Below are 23,979 nucleotides of genomic sequence, written 5' to 3' on the forward strand. Positions count from 1 at the left end.
GCTGCCTTGACTATAACATCAGTTAGAACCAGATTTCAGCTTCTACGCCGAAACGGGTTTCGCTGCCTTTAGCACCAGAAGACCACTGGAAGTTGTCATCAGATGCTTTCATGTAAGCAACATAAGGTTTAATTTGTGGACGTCCCCAGTAGTCAGCATTTACTGTAAATACTGGTGCCAGAGTTGCTGTGTAGAACTTGGTATCACCTTCACGGCCACCCCAAATATCGTCCTGAATCTTCTCGTTGCCGTATGTCAGCACAGTTTCAAAACGGAAGTTCTCATTAACTTTGTAGCTAGGAGTCAAACCTACGATCATGCGCTTCACGCCGCCTTCTGAGCCCCATACATTACCAAGCTCATCATTTTTAAGATCCCAGTATACGACTTCAGAACCCAGCTGGAAGTTGTCAGTAATGTTAGCTACACCGTAGGAAGTAAAGAACAATGAAACATCATCTTTGTTCATATCACTCCACTTACCAAAGTTCATGCCTTTGATTGCAGCGAGGTCTTTACCGTAAGTTAAACCAGTGGTCGACCAGCCATCAAAACCATAGTAGTCACGGGAATATGTGATACCGGCACCAACACCTTTTTCAGCCTTATCGTCAGAACCTGCTTTTTCATCCATATTGGCTCGTGACATCAGCTTAAGGTCAAAGTCGAAACGCCCACCCAGAGCTTCAGCACCGTAGTAGTAAAAATCAACAGACGTCATAGTTGTACTACGGCCACCAGCAGTACCATCTGTAGTTTGACCTTCTTTATTACTCTTACCCTGACCTGGATCTGCAGAAACAACCGCTACACCCATATTGTTGTACTGAATACCAGCACCCACACCTGAAGACTGCTTCCAGAACTCTTTAGTAATGATACCAGCCTGACGGTTCAGATAACGCTTACCTGCCCAGATGCTCATACCTTCTTTAAAGTAAGACAGGTCACCCAGCTCAACATAGGCCTCTTTAACTTCCAGCGCGCCACTCATACCGTGTGCTTCGTTGCCCGAAGAAGAGTTATACCAACCACGGCCACTACCAAAATCAGGGTGGTCTTCGTTGTTACCGTACTCAGTTTTCAGTACATATTTCGACCAGGCACCGTTATCGTAGTTATCACCACGGGTTACGGTAAACTCAACCTGATTTGGGTTGCCTGAGAACGCTGCACCTGCAGCACGGTATCCATCGCGGTGTTTCCAGGTATCAGCCAGTGTCTGAGACTCACCGTAGTTATACAGAAGATGTGCATAACCATTAACAGTCCAGCCTTCCTGAACCTCTGCCATTGCAGAGCCTGCAAACAGAGCCGCACCCACTGCAGCAGCAATTACGCTTACTTTCTTAAAAGACATCGTTATCTCCTTAACGATTGATTTTCATTGTATTGATTTCTCTCCCGGTCCCTGGTGAGGCAACAAAGGCAGTAATTGCCAAATAGAGGGTCACAGGTTTGTGAATCAGTTTTTGTTTCACGGTTTACAATGTTAAGGAGTGATGACAAAAGCGGCTTCCTCCACCCACGTTTTTTTGCAGGGGGAGGAGAAAGGAGGAGATCGTTTAGCGTATAGCGTTTTTGCGAGTCAAATCACCAAAACAGGGTTGAGTATGACGTTGAACGAACCAATTATTAACTACAGAGTGAGAGTTTCATCAAACATCTGCTAAGGTAGGTAAGGTAAAAAGAAATAAACTTTCATGACAAAAGTTGACCAAAAGGCGGTTGACGGATTTTCGTCACAACTCATACTTGTAGAGAGCTATAACTAGAACCAAAAATACATGATCATGGAAAACAATCTGGCAAGCCCATACCCTTTAGGTGCGACCCTGGACAGCAACGGATGCAACTTCGCCATTCACGCACCAGAAGGGAAGAACATTGCTCTGGTACTGTTTAAAGACAGCCAGGAATTTGAAACGTTCCCTTTAACGTCCGGTCCGAAGGGAATTTTTTATACCTATATTGAAGGAATCAAAGCCGGACAGCGTTACGGTTACGTCGTCGATCATAAAGACGAAAAATTACTCATCTCCGACCCATACGCAAAAGCATTAGATGGGCCACTTGGCTACGCCCCCCCTTTCAGCCCTGAAAAAAGCTGGCAGATCAGCAAATGTGTGGTGGCTGACCATCACTTTGACTGGCAGGACGTAAAATCACCAAACCGGCCGATTGAAGAAATCGTCCTTTACGAGACTCATGTAAAAGGCGTCACCAAACTTCATCCGGAAGTGGAAGCCCGTCATCAGGGAAGTTACCTGGGGCTGGTCTCTCCGGCAATGCTCTCTTTCTATAAAGAGCAGGGCGTCACTGCGCTTCAGTTACTGCCGGTTACCGCCTGTATGCACGAACCGCATCTGCTTGAACGCGGAATGGTGAACTACTGGGGCTACAACCCGTATCTGTTTATGGTGCCGGACCCAAGGTACGCCACCCAGGATGCAGTCACCGAATTTAAAACCGCGGTGCGCGAGCTGCACCGTAACGGCATCGAAGTGATTATGGACGTGGTGTACAACCACAGTGCAGAAGCCGGCGATGGCGGACCAGTCTTTAACCTGAAGGCACTCGACCACCGTCACTACCTGCGCCATGACCATCACTTCTCCAACTATACCGGTTGTGGTAACGCGCTGGATCTGACCCACCAGCCAACCCTGAACCTGGTGATGGATACGCTGCGCTACTGGGTACAGGAATACCGTATCGATGGTTTCCGTTTCGATCTGGCGGCAACGCTGGGTCGCAACCGGGAGCACTTCAACCAGGGCGCTTCGTTCTTCCAGGCGGTTGGCCAGGACCCGGTACTGCAAAAAGTTAAACTGATTGCAGAGCCGTGGGATATCGGTCCGAACGGTTACCAGGTCGGTAACTTCCCTGATGGCTGGAATGAGTGTAACGATAAGTTCCGCGATATTACCCGCAGCTTCTGGCGCGGTGATTTCGGCTATCTGAAGGAGTTCGCCACCCGGATCATGGGCTCTCGGGATATATACTCCGCCAGCCGCTGGCCGGAGAAGCTGACCGTCAACTACATTACCTATCACGACGGTTTTACCCTGCAGGACCTGGTCTCTTACAAACATAAAAACAACGTCAAAAATGGCGAAGGTAACCGTGATGGCCACGGTGACAACCGCTCTGATAACTATGGCATCGAGGGGGAAACCACCAACCCGCTGATCCTGGCAACCCGTGAGAAGCAAAAGCGTAATTTCATCGCCAGTCTGCTGTTTGGTTTTGGTATCCCGCACATTCTGATGGCGGATGTGGTCTCCCACACCCAGGGCGGCAACAACAACGCCTACTGTCAGGACAGCGAAACCAGCTGGCTGGACTGGAACCTGACCCATACCCAGCAAAACTTCCGGCAGTGGCTGGCTGATATGAATGCCGCCCGCCAGAAGTATATGCTGCCGTTCGTCAAAGCCTTCAGCGGTAACTCACGCCATCGCAACCGGGTCAGCTGGATGCGTACCGGTGGTGAGCTGATGTCTCATGACGACTGGAACCAGATCCGGGCTATTGCCCTGCATCTGGGGCTGGATGAAGACGGTGATGAACTGCTTTACCTCATTAACCAGTCCAGTGTACCGGCCCGCTATAAGCTGCCTTCAGACCTGGGCCAGAAATGGACGGTGCTGTGTGATACTACCCAGGCCAAGGTCGAACCCCAGCCAGCAGACCGCGAACGACTGGTTGAGCCATTTTCTATGGTGATCCTGTCGTGCAGGGAGCATGGGGTGAAACGAAAAGCAAAGGCGAAAAGCGAGAGTAAAGAAACGGAAGAGTAAGAGCTTGGTACTCGGTCCTGGGTTCTAGGTACTGGGTTCTAGGTACTGGGTTCTCGGTTCTCGGTTCTCGGTTCTCGGTTCTCGGTTCTCGGTTCTCGGTTCTCGGTTCTCGGCAATATGATAAATCCCGACAGCTAAGCTGTTGGGATTTTTTTCTCCCCACCTTCCTGAACCAAACCCGCGAACCACGTACCACGAAGTGAAGCAAAGCGCTCCATCACCACCATGGCCTGTATACGTTTCAACCCCTACCATTGACCATTAATATAATCATTGATAGGTGCCAGATTTCACAATAATATGGCGCCCAGGTTCAGATACCAGACGACATACGAAGCGTAAGGATCTGGCCAAATCAAAATAATTTAACAAAAAACATATACGTCAATGGCATTACCTAAATACATTCTGAGACTGCTGCGTCCGCTGCTGGTCTCCCTTGCGCTGTACAGTTTATATCTGGCCGGCGTACAGGCTACAAAATCTGAACTCTCGGCTTATCAGCAGTCCCAGACCAGCATCCGCATTGCCAGCGCAATGTTAGATGCCCATCTGAGTGCTGCCATCAACAAGTTCTATGTACTGGAACGGTTATGGGAAGAGCAGGGCTCTGACTCTTACCAGCAGACGGTTGCAAAGCTGCTGCGTGATACCCCACTCTATTCAGACATAGTGCTGCATGAAAAAAACAACAATAACTACCTGACGGCTGCGCAAAGCGGACTCTCCCCGGCAATGGTCAAAGGGCTGAGCTGGCACTCCCTGAGTGAATATGGTGAAGCTTTCGAAGTGTCGTCCATTTATGAAAAAACCCCGGGCCACTGGGTGTTTGCCGTCAGGCATTCCAATGATACTCCGGCTTATGCACTGTGGATTGAGTTTGACCTCCTTTACCTCACCCAGCATCTTAAACAGCTCACTCCGCTTAATCATGGCTATCTGTTTATTGTAGACCGGGATACCCGCAGACTGGTTTATCACCCGCAAAGCCGCAAGATCGGCCAGCAGTCGATCAATTATCTTGCCGGCGTTGAGCCACTGATCAACAAAGGGCAGAAACATGGCAAACTGGAGTTCTACCACAACAGCCAGAACCATATCTCCGTGTTTGATGCCGCCAATGACCTCGACTGGGTGTTTGTTGCCGGTACCAACCGCGCCGATATCCTGTCCAGCAGTAACCAGTACTATCTGACAGCCCTGATCCTGTTTGCACTTATCTCCACCTGGATTGCCATCAAATACCTCGGTGTTCAGCTCAACCGCGACCTGCGCCGCCTGAGCAAAACCGAGGATCTGCTCGCTTTCCAGAGTCTGCTGAAACAAACCATCAAGCGCTTCTGCTTTGCCCGCGGTGTTCAGCTGTATATCTACTACCCATGCAGCCAGACTTTTGCCACCCTGGATTACCGTGGCCACCGCCAGCTGATTGTGGAAGCGAAAAAGCTGTCAAAGCAGCTTCAGTCAAACAAAGTGGGTTACTACATGGGAAAAGACGCCGACCACCTGGCGCAAAACCTGCGTATTAACCAACGCCACTACCGGATCCCACTCAACCACAAAGGTAAGCTGGGTGGCATTCTGTACATCACATGCCGTCTGCCGCTACCAGGCGTTGTGATCAAATCCATTCAGACCTTTGCTTCAGCCGAGCTGAGCAACCACATTCTGCGCGATCACCTGAAATACAAAGATCCGCTGACCCTGCTGGATAATAAGGCCCGGCTGCGTAAGGAACTCGATTTTGCTCTGATCAAACCTGACTACTACCTGGCGTTTGTGGATATCGACAACTTCCGCAACTACAACGATCGCTTTGGTCACGCTATCGGAGACCGGGTACTGAAAGAGACCGGGGCTATCCTGCGCTCTTACTTTCCAGAACCTGGCGCCCTCAGCATCGCGCGGATTAGCGGTGCAGAGTTCTGCGTGTTGTTTCATGCCCGTGACAATCAGGAGGCCTATGCCCAGCTGGAGGCACTGCGTTCAAGCATCGCCAACCAGCCAATCCTGATTGGCAGCCACACCCTGCACCTGACGGTCAGCGTAGGTCTGAGCAAGGTAGAAGAAGGTGAGCAATCGAGTATCATCCGGGCAGACAAAGCCCTGCTGCAGGCTAAAAACTCCGGCCGCAATCAGGTGATAATGAAAGCAGCTTAAACAGCTCATAATCAACTCTTCATGCCGGGCCTGCCCGGCATTTTTTTATTCTTCCTATTCTGCCTGCTTTTACCCCTCATCAGAGTGCAGCACACAACCTTCCCAAAAAGATTTGTTGAGATACGTTTCATCTACCCTGACTGTTCCTTTCCAAACCACCACTCACCTCATCAATCTTCATCCATAATAATCGTCAGAATTACATAATTAACCATTGAAATAAAAGAAAATACCTCCAGTAAAACCAATAGACCCGGGGTTCATCTCATCCCCTGACACACCCGGAGGGGCGTAGAAAAGGAGGCTGAGTTAGCCAAGTCACAGCAATTAAATTCGAAGCCGCACAATGTGGACACGGCATCACATTTTGCTGTTTCAGGCTCTTCAGGCACGTTTTTTTTGTTCTATGTGTTGGGAGTCGGCACTGACGCCGGCGCAGGACAAAAGGAACAGATAAAAATGAAAACCCTACCTCTGCTTTTCACCGGTCTTTGCCTGGCCAGCAGCCAGGCATACGCAGACTGGTATTTCCGGGGAACACCCAACGACTGGAACGCTGCCGCGATGACCCGGCTGACCAGCAATCACTATCAGACCTGCCAGTACTTCGCCAGCGGCGACGAGAACGGCTCACCGCGCTTTAAGCTCGACCGTTATGGCGACTGGCAGCAGGCCATTCCGGACCAGGATTACGTGGTCACCGGCAACCAGCACTATAAAATCGACCTTTACCCGGACAGCCAGACCATCAATACCACCCAGGTCAGCAGTTGCGATGCAGGGGAGCCGGGATTCGCCCAGCTCTACTTCCGTGGCACCGCTAACGGCTGGGCGACCAGCGCCATGACCAAAGTCAGCGCCAATACCTGGCAGTTGGATGTCCATTTTGACGGCCAGAGTGAGCAGAGATTTAAGTTCGATGTGACGGGCGACTGGAGCCAGAACTACGGCGATGATAACGCGGACGGCGTACTGGATGCCTCTGGCGATGATATCTACACCTCAGTCACCGGCAACTACCGGATCACAGTCAATGACCAGACCCTGGCCTACACGCTGGAAGCGCTGGACTCACCGTGTGAGACAGGCTGTACTGAGACGCTCGGCGCTGAGTATCAGAGTGACAAAACCACTTTCTCCATCTGGTCTCCGGACAGCAGTCAGGTCACTGTAACCGTAAATGGCCAGGAGTATCCGCTGAGCAAAGTCAGCGACTTTAACGGCTACACCGGTGTCTATCAGACCAGCGTCAGCGGTGACCTGCACCTTGCCGAGTACACCTTTAAAATCAACGGAGTTCAGGTCCGCGATCCTTACGGAAAAATGGCGAAGCCGGGCACCGGAGACCAGGAGGCGGTCAATATCGTCATGGATATGAGCCGTACAGCACCAGACGGTGGCTGGGCAGAGCGGCCACAGCTGTTAAACCGTGAAGACGCGGTGATCTACGAACTGCACGTGCGCGACTTCTCCATCCACCCGACATCAGGCGTGAGCAGCAACAAACAGGGTAAGTATATGGGGCTGGTCGAGCCTGGCACCCGTTACAACGGGGCTAAAACCGGCCTGGACCACCTGCTTGAGCTTGGCGTCACCCACGTACAGCTGCTGCCGGTCTATGACTATGCGACCTGCGACGGCCTGCCGGACAGCGATCCCTGTTACAACTGGGGTTACGACCCGCGTAACTACAATGTGCCGGAAGAGCGCTACTCTCAGGTGCCCACCGACTACCAGGCCCGCGCCAAAGAGTTTAAGACCATGGTGAACGAGTTCCACAAAGCGGGGATCCGGGTGATTATGGACGTGGTCTACAACCACACCTACTCAAAAGAGATGTTCGAAAACATCTCCCAGAGTTACTACACCCCAACCGACCTCTCCGGTACCGGCAACTCCATCGACGCAGACGTACCTATGGTCAGCAGGATGATCCAGGACTCGCTGGCCTACTGGGTGGATGAGTACGGCATCGACGGCTTCCGCTTTGACCTGATCGGCATCTTCTCTCACGCAGAGGTGGAGAAATGGGGCCGCCACCTGAACGAGCGCTTCCCGGGCCGTAACCTGCTGCTCTACGGCGAACCATGGAATGGCTACGCGTATGATGCCAAAGAGGGCGAGCGGGTGCGCTACGGCACTACACACAAGATGGTGGAAGAGCACGTAGGCGTGTTTAACGGTGCCTATCGTGAAGCGCTGAAAGGCTCTAACGACGATACCCGTACCGGATATATGTTTAATAACCTGTCCGGCGCAGATAACGGCTGGTCAATCTACGACGGCCTGCGCGGTTCGGCTTATGACCCGAACGATGGCCGCAACGGCACCTGGTTCCGCAACTACGCCGCCGATCCGGAGCAGAGCATCAACTACATCTCCGCTCACGATAACTTCGGCCTGTGGGACAAGGTTTACCTCAGCCTGTCCACCAACGTCAGCCAGAACGGTTCGCATCAGATCCTTTCCCTGACACCGCCAGCTGACCTGGGTTACGCCAAACGTATCGTTAACTTCGGTACCGGCATGATCCTGACCAGTCAGGGCATTCCGTTTATCCATGCCGGAGACGAATTCCTGCGCACCAAAACCCGCGATGAGCAGATGCATATCGCTGATGCCTGGAACTACGGTGAGCACGGTGGTACCCACAACACATACAACGCGCCGGACAGCTTCAACAGCATCAAATGGCAGCGTAAGGTGGATAATGCCGCCAGCTTTGGCTACTTCCGGGATCTGGTCGCGCTGCGCAAAGCCCACCCGGGCCTTCGTATGACCAGCAACCAGGACATCGCCAGCTATATGAGCGTGACACGCCCGGATGCCTTTGGCGGCCAGCTGGTTACCGGACACATCCGGTATCCGGCAGACAGCCACAACCTGTTTGTGGTCTACAACAGCGGCAACAACCAGACCATCAGCCTGCCGTCAGGCAGCTGGACCAAAATCGCCGATGCCAGTGGTACCACCAGCGTCAGCGGCCTCTCAGGTCAGACTCTGGTTGAAGGCACCGCTGTGACTGTGTTCAGCCAGCCCCGCTAAAAACAGTCTGTCACAAGCAGACCAACCAAAAACAGGCCGGGCAGCACTCGCTGTCCGGCCTGATTTCTTACTCCAGAGGCAGATACCCCGAATAGGCCACCCCGGAGAGCATCGCCATCTCCCGGTGCCAGGTCGCCAGATCATCGCGGTTGAACTTGCTCAGATGGTCGTGACCGCAGGCTCTGGCCATCACCTGCATCAGTGAGACTGACGCTTCAAAGAAATTAGCCAGTTGACGTGCTGACTTGTCCACATTAAGCCGCTGGCGAAGGTCCGCTTTCTGGGTCGCGATCCCCGCCGGGCAGTTGTTGGTATTACACATTCTCGCCGCAACGCAGCCAATGGACTGCATCGCACTGTTGGATACCGCCACGCCGTCGGCGCCGAGCGCCATGGCTTTAACAAAGTCCATCGGCACCCTCAGCCCACCGGTAATGATCAGGGTCACCCGCCCGCTGGCTCCCTGCCGGTCCAGGCAGCGCCTCGCCCGGGCCAGTGCCGGAATGGTCGGTACGCTGATATGGTCCCGGAACATCTCCGGGGCGGCTCCGGTGCCGCCGCCCCGTCCGTCAAGAATGATATAGTCCGCGCCCGCATCCAGAGCGAACTGAATATCACGCTCGATATGGTTGGCACTGAGCTTGAATCCGACCGGAATGCCACCGGAGACTTCCCGTACCCGGTCTGCAAAGCGGGCAAAGTCTTTGACCGTGTGGAGATCTTTAAACGTTGGAGGGGAGATGGCTGGCGTGCCCGCTTCAATCCCGCGCACCTGGGCTATCTTACCGATATTTTTCGCTCCGGGAAGGTGTCCGCCGGTACCGGTTTTGGCACCCTGCCCACCTTTGAAGTGAAACGCCTGTACCCTGCTGAGCAGTGACTCCTGGTAACCGAATCCGGCACTGGCGTATTCGTAGAAATAACGCGAGTTCGCAGCCTGTTCCTCAGGCAGCATGCCACCCTCGCCGGAACAAATCCCGGTTCCGGCCAGCTCAGCTCCTTTTGCGAGCGCCGTCTTGGCTTCTTCAGACAAGGCGCCAAAGCTCATATCCGACACAAACAGCGGGATAGTCAGCTTAAGCGGTTTTTTCGCCTCCGGGCCGATCACCAGCTCAGTGTCGACCGGCACGTCTTCCATCAGAGGCCTGGTCGCCATCTGGGCCACCATAATCTGAAGGTCATCCCAGTGCGGCAACTGGTGTCTCGGCACACCCATCGACGTCATGGGGCCATGATGGCCCATGCTGCTCAACCCTTCCCGGGCAAGCTGATGGATAAAAGTAACCGTCGGCTCCTCTTTGGTCGCGACGGCCTGAGGCGCGCCCTCACCGGTGCTGACGCCCGGGCCTTCTTTCCCCACCTGACCGGCATCGAACTGTTTATGGCTGCCGTCACAGTAGGGCAGATTGCGGCTGTGTTTACACTGACACAGATAAGCATCACCGCTTTCGTCTGCTGCAAAACGCTTTGGCTTAAACTCAGTTCCGGCGTGGGAGCCGTCGCAGAACGGCTGTTTCTGAGAACGTCCGCAAACACAGAAATAGTTCTCTTCTCCCGCTTTCAGGCTGACTTTAGCCGGCCGGACAGCGGCGATTATGGGTTTACTCATGTTGCCTTCCTTTTGCTTTGACTGACCGGAAGTTATGGTCTCCCGTAGTCAAAAGCATAGGTGCAATCAGCCAAACCGGCGCAGTTTTACTCCAGCCACATATTCGCCAGCGACATGATCCCCATATTGTCAGTCTCAGTACCATGCAGGTTTTCTGCGTGGGAATAGGCGATGCTGTCACGCCAAAGCGGCGCGTAATAATAGTTCTGAATAAGCCAGTCTTCCGCCCGGTAGAGCTTGCGCAAAAAGTCCTGACTGTTTTCACTCTCCTGCATCAGAATATCGATAAAACGCACCAGACTCTGCTGTGCACCCGTTGGCAAACAATCAGTAAATACCTCCCCGGCAAGCAGCCATTCGTAGTACTGAAAAGCGGTATCATCACTGAACACATAGCAGTCATAGATAACATCTGCTGCCTTGTCTGCCACTGCACCTTTTTTCCTGGTGGTCCACTTCAGTCCCAGCCGGCTCAGGGAGTGAAGTACCCAGTGAAGGGCGTCCTGCTGCTCACAATGACCATACTCAAAGACGACCTCCCGCCCGGGAAGCTGCATGCTGGTATTAAACAGATGAAATCCCTCATCCTGATGATGCTGGAGCAATGTGCTGGCGGGGCTCATTTCAGGTGGCAGGGCAGCCCGAAAATGATACACCAGCCAGGCCCTCTCTTCCGCAGACAAGGAGGATGAATGGTGTTTAAACTGCAATACACTACAGCCACTGCGCTCCACTCCCTCCTCTTCTGCCTCCTGACCAGTGACCTCCTGAAGGTGAGCATACGCAGGCCCCGATGAGCTCATGTTTGCCCAGAAATCAATCCGCTCTATCTGGCCACCAAAACCAAAGTAGTGTTTATTTCGTACCAGGCTCCAGTGATCAGGCTGGTGCAGATCAATTTGATAAGGGCCGGTACCAGCCGGTTTATCCTGCGCGGATAAGTCAAACACGGCGCTGTGCGCGTCTGCCAACAGATGAAGAAAAACCGGATCAGGCTGACCAAGAGTGAACACCACCCACTGACCGTCCACCTCCACGCTGTCAAGGTGCCGGAACAACAGCTGATACGGATGGGGGGTATCCCGCCGGTAAACGATATTGTCTTTAACCAGCTCAGGCGTCAGCGGTTTCCCGTTGTGCAGCTTCACATGCTCACGAATACGCAGCCGGAGCTGAGTTTCAGACCAGACAATGCGGTGCGCAAGGTGAGGAACGATACGCTGCTGATCGGCATCGAAACGAACCAGAGGATCAAACAAACTGTTAATCAGCATCACTGAACGGGCAGAGAGCGCCCGATATGGCCGCCACTCGGGGAAAGAGTAAGGAACCAGACAAACCAGAGTATTCAGCTCACGGAGCTGCTCCTGTGCTTTGTCCAGCCACAGCGGCAGCCTGTCCTGAAACAGCGACTGCTGATCAAACTGCTCCGCCAGGTGATACGCCTGATCGATACGGCCGCTTTTCGCCAGTTGCTCAAACTGGCCCAGCAGCACCTCACCAAAACTTTTGCGCAGCTCAAGCTTAGAACGCCTTCCCCGCCCCCGCCCGGCCGTCCAGTTCAAAAGCTCTTTGTCAGCCAGAGAGCGCATCAGCTTGCTGACGTTACGCTCGCTGCAGGCCAGCTTTTCAGCCAGGACCGGCAGCTCCACTTCCACCTCATCTCCGGGCGGATACCACTTACTCAGTTGTCTGAGCCGCTGCAGCAGTGCGGCGGAAATAAAAGACGAACTATCCATTTTCATCCAGTCGTTATTTATTCAGGTTATAGACTCAATAATACCTCCAACACCACTAAGGAGGTCAATATGTATCCGATCTATCATCCAAAATATACGCTGGGCGCAGAGCGTCATCGTGAAGAGAACATCACAACAGTAACAAAACCCGCACATCCGGTGATTCAGGTTTTGGCTGTTGTGGTTATGGTGGCTCTGTTTATCTGATATGAACTCAGATATGCGCAAACCAACTACAAGTTCATCTTTTACTGATGTACCCGTAAGCGAGGGATACGGGGAACTCCCCGTATCCCCCAGGACTTAAGCTGAACTACACTTTACGCGCAATCACAGCAATTTCGGTGGCCTCTTCAGAGTAAGGATCACCGGCGACATTGGCGTAGTGTTCCACCACTTCAAAACCGCTTTGTGCCAGTTCACGACGCAGTTCTTCCAGACTGAAGTGCTTCAGCCAGTTATAGATGGTCCGGGTGCGCTCCGGCTCTACGATGGTGTGCTTGTTAAGCACCACTTTCTGCTCTTCATACTTAAACGTATTCAGGAAACCGTAGTAGTCACCGCTTGCCCAGAAGTCACCCATCTGGCGAAACGCAAGTTCAGACATCTCTGCCACCTTGTTGTACTGAGCCATGGAGCAGACATCGAGCAGCAGTGAGCCACCCTCGCTCAGGGCATCATAGTACCGGGCCAGCAAGGTGCGTCTTTGCTCCGGGTTCAGGGCGCAGAAGTCGCAGTAGATCATGGTCACCAGGTCATACTTTCTGTCCGCTCTGAACTCAAGGTAGTCCTGGTTGCGGTAGTCAATCTCAAGCCCTTTTTCTGCCGCCTGCGCTCTGGCGTAGCAGATGGAGTTTTCAGAAAAATCGACCCCGGTGACGTTAATTCCGCGCTCAGCAAAGCGGCTGGCATAAAGGCCCGGGCCGCAGCCAAAGTCGGCCACTGCGCTGCCCTTACCCAGTTCAAATCGCCCAACAATCCACTCCACGCTGCGCTCAATAAACGCGCTGTTTCTGGATGCCAGCTCGGTTGAATCGCTCAGGTGAAACTCAAGCATCTGGGTTGAAATATACGGATCATTCCACATGTCTGCGGCGGTGTAGAACCCGTACAGCGCTGGTTTTGCATTGATTTTGTTTAGTTTTTCAAACATCTCGTTTGCCTTAATAAATTATCCCTTACGGGAGTCTTAAGTGAGTCTGCGTGAAAGCTAAATCTAATGAGGAGTGTCGTAATGCTGAAGTTCCGCCAACAGAAATAACCAAACACACAGACACGACACATTGCGCTAAGCAATATGGAAAGTTCACGAAGTTGCCAGACTCATGTGCAGCAGCCAGCCCGCAAAAAAGTTGCAAACGTAACGGCCAGGCACAGTTACCCGGGTTCGTGTTTTGTATCTAAAGTGCGTTTAAGTTTTTTCAGTTCCCAGGATTAAAACTCTTGTTAATCCCGGAGCGGCGTCTCCAGTTGAGGAATGTATTTACGATGACAAATGTATCAATCTCCCGCTGAGGATTCAACGCTTATACGCGTGAACCCCAACGGTTATCCCATTTATGCTTTCAAAGGCTGGCAGGCTACAGGCCGCTGTCCGGCGCGTACTTATCGATCACTTCCCGCTCGGTCATCTCTTCGGTCTGATTTCTGAAGCCGCCTGAATGTTCAGGTGACTTTGTCATCTGAGCCCCGGAATGAATAATAAATTGACATTAAACTAACGTAACCCCACACCCCTTATGTGACCATCGTCACCATTCTAAAAACAAATAACAGAAAGAAAGGAAGGAGTTTTTGAAAAGGGTTTTCTGCCTGCTCCCGGTACAGCTTGCCATCGTATTTGTGCTGCTTACACTGATACTGATCTGGGGTTATCTGAAGCTTTCCCGGCCTGAAGATCAGGACATGTATACAGAGACCTGGGGCGAAGTCACCGGACATATCGATAAGGAGAAGTATCAGTCTGACCACGGTCTGGGATATTGGGTTCCAACCTGCGAAGTACTGATAAGCTACACAGACCAGCATGGTGAGAAGCTTCAGTTATCAAGTTTATCCGACAACGACTGTTTTCATTTCCCTTTGGGTAAACAGATAAAGATAAGACACCAAAAACAGGATACGGCCATCGCTCATATCGCACCTGAGTTCGATAAATGGCTGGCTGGTTGGTTTATCCTCTCCTGGTACCTGCTGGCGGGAATTTGCTGTGAGTTACTGCAACGATGTCACCCACAGCCGGATACGTCGCCAGAGTGATTCTATAAAAAAAAGCCCGGACAACTAAACTGTCCGGGCTTTTCTGTTCAGGCTTATCAGCCTTCAATGCCTTTCGCTTTCAGGAACTCGGCGTAAGTACCGCGGAAGTCGTGGATCTTACCGTCACGGACTTCCAGGATACGGGTAGCCAGAGAGTCTACGAACACGCGGTCGTGCGATACGAAGAACAGAGTGCCTTTGTACTGCTCCAGCGCGGTGTTCAGTGATTCGATCGATTCCATATCCATGTGGTTGGTTGGTTCGTCCATCAGCAGAATGTTTGGCTTGTGCATCATGATCTTGCCAAGCAGCATACGGCCCTGCTCACCACCGGAAATCACTTTTACTGATTTCTTGATGTCGTCCTGGCCAAACAGCATGCGGCCCAGGAAGCTGCGCACTACCTGCTCATCTTCCCCTTCCTGACGCCACTGGCTCATCCAGTCAAACAGGTTCATGTCCTGTTCGAAATCTTCTGCATGGTCCTGCGCGTAGTAACCGATGTTTGAGTTTTCAGACCACTTGTACTCACCGGTACGCGGCGCCATTGCACCCGCCAGGGTGTTCAGCAGAGTGGTTTTACCCACGCCGTTCTCACCGATGATCGCAACGCGCTCACCCACTTCAAAGATAGCGTCAAAGCCTGAGAACAGGTCTTCTTCATAACCCTGAGACAGACCTTCCACGTTCAGTGCGTTACGGAACAGCTCTTTGCTCTGCTCGAAACGGATGAACGGGTTCTGGCGGCTCGATGCTTTCACTTCGTCCAGCTGGATCTTATCGATCTGCTTGGCACGGGAAGTCGCCTGCTTCGCTTTCGATGCGTTTGCCGAGAAACGCGCTACGAAGGTTTGCAGCTCAGCGATCTGTGCTTTCTTCTTGGCGTTGTCTGCCAGCAGACGGGCACGGGCCTGGCTTGCTGCCGTCATGTATTCATCGTAGTTACCCGGGTAAACACGCAGCTCACCGTAGTCCAGATCAGCCATGTGGGTACAGACACTGTTCAGGAAGTGACGGTCGTGCGAGATGATGATCATGGTGCAGTTACGCTGGTTCAGGGTCTCTTCCAGCCAGCGGATGGTGTCCATATCCAGGTTGTTGGTTGGTTCGTCGAGCAGCATGATGTGCGGGTCAGCAAACAGTACCTGCGCCAGAAGCACACGCAGTTTCCAGCCCGGTGCAACTTCGCTCATCAGGCCGAAGTGCTGCTCTTCAGGGATACCTACCGCCAGCAGCAGTTCACCGGCTTTGGCTTCTGCCATGTAGCCGTCCATCTCTGCGAACTGAACTTCCAGATCGGCGACTTTCATGCCGTCTTCTTCGCTCATCTCCGCAAGGGAGTAGATACGGTCACGTTCCTGCTTCACTTCCCACAGCTCTTTGTGACCCATGATAACGGTATCAACTACTGTGAACTCTTCGTAGGCGAACTGGTCCTGGTTCAGCTTAGCGACGCGCTCGTTCGGGTCGTAGCTTACGTTACCTGAGGTCGGCTCCAGCTCACCGGAAAGGATTTTCATAAACGTTGATTTGCCACAGCCGTTGGCGCCGATCAGGCCATAGCGATTGCCTTCGCCGAATTTAACCGAGATGTTCTCAAAGAGTGGCTTTGCGCCAAATTGTTGGGTGATGTTAGCTGTAGAAATCAACGTCTATACCTTAGGTGCTTATAAATTGGACGCCAACTTACTTGCTGGGGGGGCAAACTGCAAGTTATTTTGAAGTTTGTCACATTATGATTACTATCAGTTACGGATTTGCAGCATTCAGCAAGGCAGAATCTGACCTGCTTTACAGTGTAAATAGTGCTCACAGTCACTGCTCCTCTCACTTGTGCCCTCTCAGACAAAAACGGATGCCCGCTCAGACAAGTTCTCAGCTCAGCTGCGTGAAACAATACCAGCAGCCGTGAACGGATACGCAAGTAAAGAGGATCTATGAGCGAGAAAGAAACCGCAGGCGTGGATGAAAGCCGCCGCAACCTGCTAAAACTGAGCGCAGGAACCCTGGCCGGGGCCGGAGTCATCGCCGGAGCCGGAGGCTGGATTAAACACAAAGTAGAAGGCGTTGAGCAGGATGGTTTTCCGGTGGAGATCGCCCCGGACTTTCACCCCATGGATCAGCGTAACGTACTGCTGACCTACGCCACCAGCCGCGCGCTGGCCGCACAATACCCGGAACGTAACCAAAGCTTTGGTAATGAAAGTGGCGGTCCGCTGCAGGCAGGAGAAACGCCATTCAACTTCCAGCACCATTTCCTCAACTATTACACCGCGCATACCCGCGCCGACAACAGCCGCGTCGGTTATACCCAGCTCGATTACGCGCTGGAAGGGGCCTGCTGGGAAGTAATGAACCAGCTCTCACCGATGCAGGCAGCAGGCGTCCCCAACAGCGGCATTCTTGGGTGGGATCAGTCCGATGTGTCGCCTCACCCTTATCCGTTCAAAGACTCGGTTGAAAAAGTCAGCGCCATCAAAACCGCCGCCAAAACCTTTGGCGCGGCCCGCGTCGGGATCTGCCGCCGCGACAAACGCTGGGATTACGACCCGCTCTATGATGTCTCCAAAGAAAAAACACTGAGCTGGGAAGAGGATTTTCCGTTTGAGCCCAAAAGCGTCATCGTGATGCTGGTCGATATGGACTATGAAGCCATGGCTACGGCTCCGATGATCCCCGGCTCTGCAACCGCAGCGATGGGTTACAGCATGAACACCGTACTGGCCGGTTCCATGGCGAAGTTCCTGCGTAACCTTGGATTCCAGGCAGTAGGTTCAGGCAATGACCTTGGCAACTCCGTCGCTTACGCCATAGCCGCCGGGCTGGGTGAAGGTGCGCGCAACGGCTGCCTTATCGCTCCGACACTCGGCCCACGGGTGCGCATCTGCAAAGTGTATACCGATCTGGAGCTGGAAGAAGGCGCCTACGACAAACCCCGCGACTTCGGCATCATGGAGTTTTGTGAGAACTGTAAGCGCTGCGCTGAATCCTGCCCGTCCGGCGCCATCAGTATGGATGACAAGCCGTCCATGGGCCCAACTTACCCTGGCAGCGACGACCCAAACTACAACTGGCATGGCGTTCCCGGCATGCACAAGTTCTACAACGACGCGAAAAAGTGCTTCAAGTTCTGGTCCGATAATGGCGGGGACTGCGGTGCCTGTATCGCTGCCTGTCCGTGGAACAAGCCGGATTTCTGGCATCACAGACTGATCGATGCTTCCAACACGTTCACCACCGGTATTGTCCACCGGATGATGAAGGAAGCCGACGTACTGTTTGGTTACGGCAACATCAATGATGAAAAAGCCGTAATCAAATTCTGGCGAAGCGGTTTTGACGGCGATTTTATCTGAGGAGCACCAGCATGATTGGATTAATGTGGTATCTGATGGGCATGGCGACCACCGCCGCCCTGTGGGGTTATGCAGAGCTAAGAAAGCATCATGAACTCGGCATCCCGGCTCACCTTGGCCTGCTGGCCACCTTTGGACTGGGCTGGATCTGTATTGGCTGGTCGTGGGCGTCATTTGCCGAAGGCGAGCCGCAGTCCGGAGCGATGGGACTGCTCTGCTTCGGGCTTCCGGCACTCATCACCGCGGTTCTGACCTGGCGTCACTACATTCAGCCAGCCGCCAGAGCCTGACCTTTCCCGCGGCGCCCTGCGCCGCCCGTTCCCGGAGAGCAGTATGTCCAGACGGATATCCCCCTCAACTTCCGTCAGCCGCCGTACTTCACGCTGGCTGACGACCGCTGCGTGGCTGTCTCTGGCTGGCGCACTGGTGACCGGCCTTATCTGGCAACAGCCCGATTATTCCGTCCTGCTGCAAGAACACTACAGCGGATATACCATCACCCGTCTCGATGATGCACCCGGCCATCAGTACCTGCTGAGCAAAGACAGCGAAACCCGCCACATCAGCCTTGGCGAAAGCCCTGGATACGGTGGGCCACTTCTGCTGGCCACGGAGATCAGCAAAGGCCGCCTGGTCAGCACCACCCTGCTCAGCCACAAGGAAACCCCGGGGTATATTCGCCGCTTTCAGGGCAGCCATTTCTGGCGGCAGTTCCTGCATCAGCCGCTCAACAATGACTTTTTGCCCGGGGAGGATATCGATGCCCTGAGTGGGGCTACTCTCTCATCCCGCGCTATTACCGGTGCGGTGCGTACCGCCGCTCACCAGGCCGCAGCCCGTTACGATCTGCCTGCCAGCTGGAATGAACCACACTTCAGCGCCGGACATAAAGAAGCACTTGCTGTACTGCTGTTCATTGCCGCCCTGGTGATTAAGAAAGTGCCCCGTCAGTGGCAGAAACGTTACGGACAGCTGCTGGCCACCAGCTCAGTAATCCTGATTGGTTACTACCTTAATTCAGCCATGTCGGTCACCATGATAGGCTCACTGCTGCTGGGTTACTTCCCGTCGCCCCGGGAGCACCTGCTGTGGTACATCATGCTGACCGGCTCACTCGGTGCCATACTGGTGCTTGGGCGCAATGTCTACTGCAGCCAGCTTTGTCCGTTTCATCAAATCCAGCGCTGGCTGCACAAACTGAGCGGGCTCAACCTGCCCCTGTACCCGTGGCTGAGCCGGAACCTGAAAACCGTGACCAACACGCTGCTGTGGGCCTCACTGATGCTTATTTTCCTCTCCCGCACCCCGGCGGTTGGCTCTTACGAGCCGTTCTCTATGCTGTTTTCACTCGATGGTATCGGCATTCAGTGGTACATCCTGCCGCTGAGTCTTTTCGGGGCCGCGCTGGTCAGTGATTTCTGGTGCAAGCTGCTGTGCCCGCTGGGGCGCTTTCTCAACACCAGTGTGGAGCTTCGTGCCAGAAGCCTCAAACGCTGGAACCAGTACCGGCGCCACGCCATCACAATCAGGGAGACACACCATGAGCAGTCGTAACCGGTCGAAAAAATCCGCCGACGGCTACCTGATCACAGCAATACTGTATGGCCTGAGCATCCTCACCGTGCTGGGCTTCTTTATTCAGCAATGGTTTGGGCTGGCCTAGCCCTGAACGAAATACCGAATGTGAACTGTGCAATGTCCTTTTATCCGGTATCACTGTATGATTCTTAATCAGAGCAACTGATATTTTGAATAGTGCGGTGATATCTATGCGCCATACCCTGTCAACCAGCCACCTTCCTGAGCCAGAGCGGCTGGAATGCTGGCAACGCATAACCAAAGGGATTTTTTCCGACGTCAGTTTTCGCTGTGAAAACCTCCCGTCTGAACCTTTTGACGGCCAGGTCTCGCACTCCCGGCTGGGCCCGCTCGATCTTTTCGAGCTCAATACCGCCGCGCACCGCCTGCAACGGACTCATCACCATAACCCGGCCCCGGCTCTCATCCTGACCTTACAGCTGGAGGGAGAAGGCGCGTTCAGCCAGGGTGGACGGTGCGACGTCCTGCAGCCAGGTGATTTCGCCCTGCTCGACTCCTGCAGGCCCTTCGAAATGCAGTTCAGCGAACCAACCACCCTGTATGTTATGCGTCTTCCGTGGCCACTGGTCCGCCAGCAACTGCTCTCACCCGCCCTGCTGACCGGCCTGGGTATTGATGGCACTTCTGGTTCTGGTTTTGTCGCCTCAACCCTGATTCAGGCATTCGCCCGCGAGGCGCCTGCACTGCCCCATTACCAGAGCGAACGTCTTCTGAGCTCTCTGATTGATACCGTCAACACCGCCGCTATGGCGCACCTGAGTGAAAACAGCTGCAGCACATCGGATTATCGCGCTTATCAGCAGTCCCGGATCCGGGAATATATAGAGCAGAACCTGCACAACCCTGAACTGAATCCGGCTATGATTGCCAGCCAGAACCAGATGTCGCTGCGCTCGCTGAATAAACTGTTTGAAACGCAGGAACACTCGATTGCACGCCTGCTGATCGAACGACGGCTGGAAAAGTGCAGCAGTGCACTGACAGACCCCGTTCTGGCCGGAAAATCGATCACCGAAATCGCCTACAGCTGGGGATTTAAAAGCTCCTCCCATTTCAGCCGGACATTCCGTGACAAATACGGACTCAGCCCCCGGCAGTGGAGAGAGAAAGGACAAAGCCGTACACTGCCGGCAGGGAGCTGCCCCCAAAAAAAAGCCACTTCCAGAGAAGTGGCTTCACGCAGATTAATCAGCTCAACAGCGGATTATCAGAACTTGTAAGACGCGCCCAGGTAAACAGAACTCAGGGCAAATGTGTTTGACCTGCCGTCTTCTGCATCAACAAGGTTAAACCCATCAGCTTCGTATGCAATTCGAACACCCAGACCTTCAATCTGTGCAGGGGAGTATTCCAGGCCGATACCGTAGCGGAAAGCACTGCCAGAATCATCAGAGAAAGCCCGGCCGCCTTTTTCGTTCAGGCTCAGGTATGAAAGACCAAGCGTTGTAAACGGACGAAGGCCGTTGTCAAAGGTGTAGCCCAGGTTAGCCGCAATCGAAAGAGCACTTGGATCCCATGCGTAACCTTTGGCAGGAATAAGTTTAAACTCGCCGTATTTCGTGTAGCCACCTTCAACAGAAATGATGCGGTTGAACTGGTAGCCACCATAAACACGCAGAGCACGGTCACCATGCAGAGTGTTGGAATGTACGTAATCCAGATTGTTCAGTTTGCTTTTGGTCAGGCCAACACCACCACCGGCGTAAAAACCTGGATCAGTTGCACCCGCCAGTGCACCTGTTGCAAATAAAGTCGTAAGAGCGAACGCCACTGCTTTTTTCATTTTGTTACCTGTTAAGTATTCGTCTAGGTTATTGATTCGAAGGCAGTGTAATGAATACTTTTCCAGGGATCTGTGGCGGAATCGTCTGGCTGTATCGGGGAATGTTAGGAGATTGTCGCGGGGAAAGCAGGTACCGGAATATCTGGTCTTGCTACCGGGTAAACGGCTCCAGCTCATACTTACGCAAAATCCGCATGTACTCACTGTCACCGGTTTCCGGGTCCGGTACTTTAATCAGATCGAGCCCTTTTTGTAGCGCCTCTGGCAGGCGGGGATCGGTGTCACGGTGGAATGCATAGTAAAGATCAGCCTCGTTGAGCACATAAACGGCTTCGTACTCATCTTCGTTGATCCCAACATGAGCCATGCTCCAGTGCGCTGTTGTCTCCTGATAAGCCCAGAGGTCAATCCGGTCATACTCAAGCATTTTCGCAAGAGAGTCTGCTGTGTTTGTCCGTTCAAGATTCACCAGCGCGACCCCGGCTTCCAGAGCGAGCTGTTCACCAACATCATCAAGAATAACGCCTACCGAATACCTGGTCAGATCCTCCGGCCCGGATATCCGGATGTTACGGCTTTTCTTGGCCAGCATCACCACCCGGACTTTGTAGATAGGTCCTGCCCACTGGAACATCTCCTCCCGCATGCGGGTGCGGACCATGGTAAACAACACGGTATTTGGATCCTGCTTGACAGCCCGGTAAGCGCGCGGCCAGGGACGGAGTTTGACCATGTCCGGCGTAACCGGCTGACCGACTTTCCTGCTGGCGGCCTCCAGCATATCGACCGCGATCCCTTTTAGCTCACCATTTTCACTGTAGTTAAAAGGCGGATACTGTTCAGTGTAGAAAGTCAGTGATTCCAGGGTATTACTCTGCGCTGCCTGTGAAAAGCACAGCAGTGAGAAAGCGAGTGTGGAGAGGTGGCGGCGCAAGCTCAAAGCATCTTCGTCCGTGATAATGTTGTTACTTTAAAGATAGATGAAGATAAGCGCCGGATTCAAAAGCTGCCAGTATCAGTCTCTCATTTCCGGAATTTGCAGCCTAAAAAAGGCCGTACAATATGCAGGTAAACACCTACTCCATAAAAGAACAACGCCCCGTACTGTGCCAGGGTCATCATCAGGTCCTGCCGGGCCATCAGAATCCCATAGTCAGCATCGGAAAGGTAGGGATCATCAAACGGTACAATGGTCATCGCCCAGAGAATCACACAGACCGCGACAACGGAGACCAGTGCACAGTGGAGTGTAAGTTTTGCCAGGTGTTTAAAGACTTTGACTGCAGTGATTTTGGTGGTGGTCATTTGCGCTTTGGTACTGCCTGGTGGCTGGGATTTGGGGGTAAGGTAGCATTGAAAGCAGTTTTGTGAAAAGACTCCCGTATAGCAAACCTAGCTTTGAGTTAGCCAGCAAAGAACTGTACGATAACAAACTATATCTTGATGACAATCTTAACAAGCAATGGCAAGCCTATATGCACTTCTCTAAGCTAAACTATCCGAATAACGAGACGAGAGTTCAGAACGAACTCAATACACTTTTCAAGAAGTGGTATGAGTCCGCATCAGTGAAAAACTTTCCCTATAACCGCACTTCAGATCATATGGTCTTTGATGGCTTCTACCCACACTACTTCAAACAAAAGTGCAAAGTTTTGTTTATAGGCCGAGAGTCCCTGAATATTACTGGTGACAACTATATTGACTTGCTGCATTACCATTACACTGAAAAAAAAACTATAGGTGACAGGTCTCTGAATCAGCATAGATTTCACGCTTTGAAATTCTATATTGCATATGGATTGAATCATAACTGCTGTAAATGGGAGGAGATCCCAAATGCTTCTGAGATCGCGGAAACATTCGCAACAGATCAAGGCCTGAGCTTTGCCTTTATGAACCTGTCCAAACTAAGCAATGACTCAGGCAACTGGCAAGTAGATTGGAACCTTGTTGATGGATTTACGAAAGCATTTGAATCCTCAGCTATTAACTTTTTCTCAGAACAAATTGATATCGTTACCCCCGACATCATTCTAACGATGAACCTGGAGTCCCGGCTAAAAGTTCTTGGAAATGTTGAGGTGCTTGAATACGGGGAGTGTGCTAGCTACTACAAATTACATACTCCAGCTCGTACTTATCTGCTCATAGACTTGTTTCATTTTTCATCAACCAAATCGATGAAAGAATGTCTCTATAAACCTGTTGTTCGCGGAATTAAAGAGTTTAATCTAATCGATACTGGAATGTTATAACGTGGGGCAAAAGACAGATCTTGACCCTGTAATTAACCTAAAAAATGTGAGTACTGGCAGTACTCAAACCTTTACCTCCGCCCTTGCTGAAACCAGATCCTGAATCAGGTTCAGGATGGACCTGTATGCGTGGCAGGGCCAGTGTTTCTGTTGGACCTCAGATCGCTTTACCAGATCCCGGCTCAAAGGCCGGGATGACAAAGGTGGAATTAAAGAGGGTCAAATTAAAGAGGGTCAGAGCCGTTTTACTTATCAGTGCTCTTCCGCCATCCGATCTTCCTGCCTTACTTAGCTTCCCTCTACCTGCTCCCGGTAAGCCTTCAATTTCATCAATAACGCTCTGATTTAAAACGGCTCTGACCCTTTTA

The 23,979-nt window shown here is 52.6% G+C and carries 19 protein-coding genes; 11 read left to right on the forward strand and 8 right to left on the reverse strand.

Annotation, left to right across the window (positions count from 1 at the left end; genetic code table 11):
• Positions 1-22: 22 nt before the first annotated feature.
• Positions 23-1,360, reverse strand: coding sequence for a carbohydrate porin (locus tag ACVB80_RS08450; protein ID WP_481080848.1), 1,338 nt, complete (start codon positions 1,358-1,360; stop codon positions 23-25).
• A gap of 433 nt (positions 1,361-1,793) precedes the next feature.
• On the opposite strand from ACVB80_RS08450, the gene glgX reads away from it, so the two are divergent.
• From glgX to ACVB80_RS08465, 3 genes are all read left to right on the forward strand, one after another.
• Positions 1,794-3,803 (forward strand): glycogen debranching protein GlgX, encoded by a 2,010-nt coding sequence (gene glgX / locus ACVB80_RS08455; protein ID WP_481080849.1) that lies wholly within the window; start codon positions 1,794-1,796, stop codon positions 3,801-3,803.
• A 387-nt stretch (positions 3,804-4,190) separates the two neighbouring features.
• On the forward strand, positions 4,191-5,963 hold the full coding sequence (locus ACVB80_RS08460) for a diguanylate cyclase (RefSeq protein WP_481080850.1): 1,773 nt from the start codon (positions 4,191-4,193) through the stop codon (positions 5,961-5,963).
• A gap of 459 nt (positions 5,964-6,422) precedes the next feature.
• Positions 6,423-9,008: an alpha-amylase family glycosyl hydrolase gene (locus ACVB80_RS08465; protein WP_481080851.1), complete on the forward strand. Its 2,586-nt coding sequence runs from the start codon at positions 6,423-6,425 to the stop codon at positions 9,006-9,008.
• 67 nt (positions 9,009-9,075) lie between these two features.
• Here ACVB80_RS08465 and ACVB80_RS08470 read toward each other — a convergent pair whose 3' ends face one another.
• Positions 9,076-10,617 carry a glutamate synthase-related protein gene (locus ACVB80_RS08470; RefSeq protein WP_481080852.1) on the reverse strand — a complete coding sequence of 514 codons (1,542 nt, stop codon included), beginning with the start codon at positions 10,615-10,617 and terminating at the stop codon, positions 9,076-9,078.
• A gap of 86 nt (positions 10,618-10,703) precedes the next feature.
• A complete protein-coding gene (locus ACVB80_RS08475) occupies positions 10,704-12,356 on the reverse strand; it encodes an SgrR family transcriptional regulator (protein ID WP_481080853.1) in 1,653 nt (550 codons plus the stop codon).
• Positions 12,357-12,425: 69 nt separating this feature from the next.
• On the opposite strand from ACVB80_RS08475, the gene ACVB80_RS08480 reads away from it, so the two are divergent.
• Positions 12,426-12,563, forward strand: coding sequence for a hypothetical protein (locus ACVB80_RS08480; RefSeq protein WP_481080854.1), 138 nt, complete (start codon positions 12,426-12,428; stop codon positions 12,561-12,563).
• Between the two features lie 106 nt (positions 12,564-12,669).
• On the opposite strand, the gene ACVB80_RS08485 is transcribed toward ACVB80_RS08480, so the two are convergent.
• Positions 12,670-13,509, reverse strand: coding sequence for an SAM-dependent methyltransferase (locus ACVB80_RS08485; protein WP_481080855.1), 840 nt, complete (start codon positions 13,507-13,509; stop codon positions 12,670-12,672).
• Positions 13,510-14,150: 641 nt separating this feature from the next.
• On the opposite strand from ACVB80_RS08485, the gene ACVB80_RS08490 reads away from it, so the two are divergent.
• The gene (locus tag ACVB80_RS08490; protein WP_481080856.1) at positions 14,151-14,615 is read left to right on the forward strand and encodes a DUF3592 domain-containing protein; all 465 of its coding nucleotides are present in this window, start codon (positions 14,151-14,153) and stop codon (positions 14,613-14,615) included.
• 56 nt (positions 14,616-14,671) lie between these two features.
• Here the strand turns inward: ACVB80_RS08490 and ACVB80_RS08495 are convergent, their stop codons facing one another.
• Positions 14,672-16,264 (reverse strand): ABC-F family ATPase, encoded by a 1,593-nt coding sequence (locus ACVB80_RS08495; RefSeq protein ID WP_481080857.1) that lies wholly within the window; start codon positions 16,262-16,264, stop codon positions 14,672-14,674.
• Between the two features lie 288 nt (positions 16,265-16,552).
• Here ACVB80_RS08495 and ACVB80_RS08500 point away from each other — a divergent pair, with 288 nt between their 5' ends.
• The 5 genes from ACVB80_RS08500 to ACVB80_RS08520 all read left to right on the forward strand — a co-directional run bounded on the left by ACVB80_RS08500 (position 16,553) and on the right by ACVB80_RS08520 (position 20,790).
• Entirely contained in the window at positions 16,553-17,971 is a 1,419-nt protein-coding gene (locus ACVB80_RS08500) for a reductive dehalogenase (RefSeq protein WP_481080858.1), read from the forward strand.
• An 11-nt stretch (positions 17,972-17,982) separates the two neighbouring features.
• Positions 17,983-18,261 carry a tetrachloroethene dehalogenase gene (locus ACVB80_RS08505; protein WP_481080859.1) on the forward strand — a complete coding sequence of 93 codons (279 nt, stop codon included), beginning with the start codon at positions 17,983-17,985 and terminating at the stop codon, positions 18,259-18,261.
• Between the two features lie 43 nt (positions 18,262-18,304).
• On the forward strand, positions 18,305-19,525 hold the full coding sequence (locus ACVB80_RS08510; protein WP_481080860.1) for an FMN-binding protein: 1,221 nt from the start codon (positions 18,305-18,307) through the stop codon (positions 19,523-19,525).
• A complete protein-coding gene (locus ACVB80_RS08515; RefSeq protein WP_481080861.1) occupies positions 19,512-19,634 on the forward strand; it encodes a hypothetical protein in 123 nt (40 codons plus the stop codon). The genes ACVB80_RS08510 and ACVB80_RS08515 overlap by 14 nt, the downstream gene beginning before the upstream one ends.
• Positions 19,635-19,740: 106 nt before the next feature.
• Positions 19,741-20,790, forward strand: a complete 1,050-nt coding sequence (locus ACVB80_RS08520; RefSeq protein ID WP_481080862.1) for an AraC-like ligand-binding domain-containing protein — start codon at positions 19,741-19,743, stop codon at positions 20,788-20,790.
• On the opposite strand, the gene ACVB80_RS08525 is transcribed toward ACVB80_RS08520, so the two are convergent.
• The 3 genes from ACVB80_RS08525 to ACVB80_RS08535 all read right to left on the reverse strand — a co-directional run bounded on the left by ACVB80_RS08525 (position 20,778) and on the right by ACVB80_RS08535 (position 22,658).
• Positions 20,778-21,353, reverse strand: coding sequence for a porin family protein (locus ACVB80_RS08525; RefSeq protein WP_481080863.1), 576 nt, complete (start codon positions 21,351-21,353; stop codon positions 20,778-20,780). The two genes, ACVB80_RS08520 and ACVB80_RS08525, sit on opposite strands and share 13 nt — an antisense overlap.
• Positions 21,354-21,504: 151 nt before the next feature.
• On the reverse strand, positions 21,505-22,293 hold the full coding sequence (locus ACVB80_RS08530) for a substrate-binding periplasmic protein (RefSeq protein WP_481080864.1): 789 nt from the start codon (positions 22,291-22,293) through the stop codon (positions 21,505-21,507).
• An 83-nt stretch (positions 22,294-22,376) separates the two neighbouring features.
• Positions 22,377-22,658 carry a hypothetical protein gene (locus ACVB80_RS08535; RefSeq protein WP_481080865.1) on the reverse strand — a complete coding sequence of 94 codons (282 nt, stop codon included), beginning with the start codon at positions 22,656-22,658 and terminating at the stop codon, positions 22,377-22,379.
• A gap of 62 nt (positions 22,659-22,720) precedes the next feature.
• On the opposite strand from ACVB80_RS08535, the gene ACVB80_RS08540 reads away from it, so the two are divergent.
• Positions 22,721-23,611 carry a hypothetical protein gene (locus ACVB80_RS08540; RefSeq protein WP_481080866.1) on the forward strand — a complete coding sequence of 297 codons (891 nt, stop codon included), beginning with the start codon at positions 22,721-22,723 and terminating at the stop codon, positions 23,609-23,611.
• Positions 23,612-23,979: the final 368 nt, after the last annotated feature.

The sequence above is a fragment of the Vibrio sp. 9-16B-A1 genome (genome assembly GCF_056726165.1).

Coding starts and splice junctions, on each gene's coding strand:
- ACVB80_RS08450 (WP_481080848.1), bottom strand. CDS start 1,360: ATGTCTTTTAAGAAAGTAAGCGTAATTGCTGCTGCAGTGGGTGCGGCT.
- glgX (WP_481080849.1), top strand. CDS start 1,794: ATGGAAAACAATCTGGCAAGCCCATACCCTTTAGGTGCGACCCTGGAC.
- ACVB80_RS08460 (WP_481080850.1), top strand. CDS start 4,191: ATGGCATTACCTAAATACATTCTGAGACTGCTGCGTCCGCTGCTGGTC.
- ACVB80_RS08465 (WP_481080851.1), top strand. CDS start 6,423: ATGAAAACCCTACCTCTGCTTTTCACCGGTCTTTGCCTGGCCAGCAGC.
- ACVB80_RS08470 (WP_481080852.1), bottom strand. CDS start 10,617: ATGAGTAAACCCATAATCGCCGCTGTCCGGCCGGCTAAAGTCAGCCTG.
- ACVB80_RS08475 (WP_481080853.1), bottom strand. CDS start 12,356: ATGGATAGTTCGTCTTTTATTTCCGCCGCACTGCTGCAGCGGCTCAGA.
- ACVB80_RS08480 (WP_481080854.1), top strand. CDS start 12,426: ATGTATCCGATCTATCATCCAAAATATACGCTGGGCGCAGAGCGTCAT.
- ACVB80_RS08485 (WP_481080855.1), bottom strand. CDS start 13,509: ATGTTTGAAAAACTAAACAAAATCAATGCAAAACCAGCGCTGTACGGG.
- ACVB80_RS08500 (WP_481080858.1), top strand. CDS start 16,553: ATGAGCGAGAAAGAAACCGCAGGCGTGGATGAAAGCCGCCGCAACCTG.
- ACVB80_RS08505 (WP_481080859.1), top strand. CDS start 17,983: ATGATTGGATTAATGTGGTATCTGATGGGCATGGCGACCACCGCCGCC.
- ACVB80_RS08510 (WP_481080860.1), top strand. CDS start 18,305: ATGTCCAGACGGATATCCCCCTCAACTTCCGTCAGCCGCCGTACTTCA.
- ACVB80_RS08515 (WP_481080861.1), top strand. CDS start 19,512: ATGAGCAGTCGTAACCGGTCGAAAAAATCCGCCGACGGCTACCTGATC.
- ACVB80_RS08520 (WP_481080862.1), top strand. CDS start 19,741: ATGCGCCATACCCTGTCAACCAGCCACCTTCCTGAGCCAGAGCGGCTG.
- ACVB80_RS08525 (WP_481080863.1), bottom strand. CDS start 21,353: ATGAAAAAAGCAGTGGCGTTCGCTCTTACGACTTTATTTGCAACAGGT.
- ACVB80_RS08535 (WP_481080865.1), bottom strand. CDS start 22,658: ATGACCACCACCAAAATCACTGCAGTCAAAGTCTTTAAACACCTGGCA.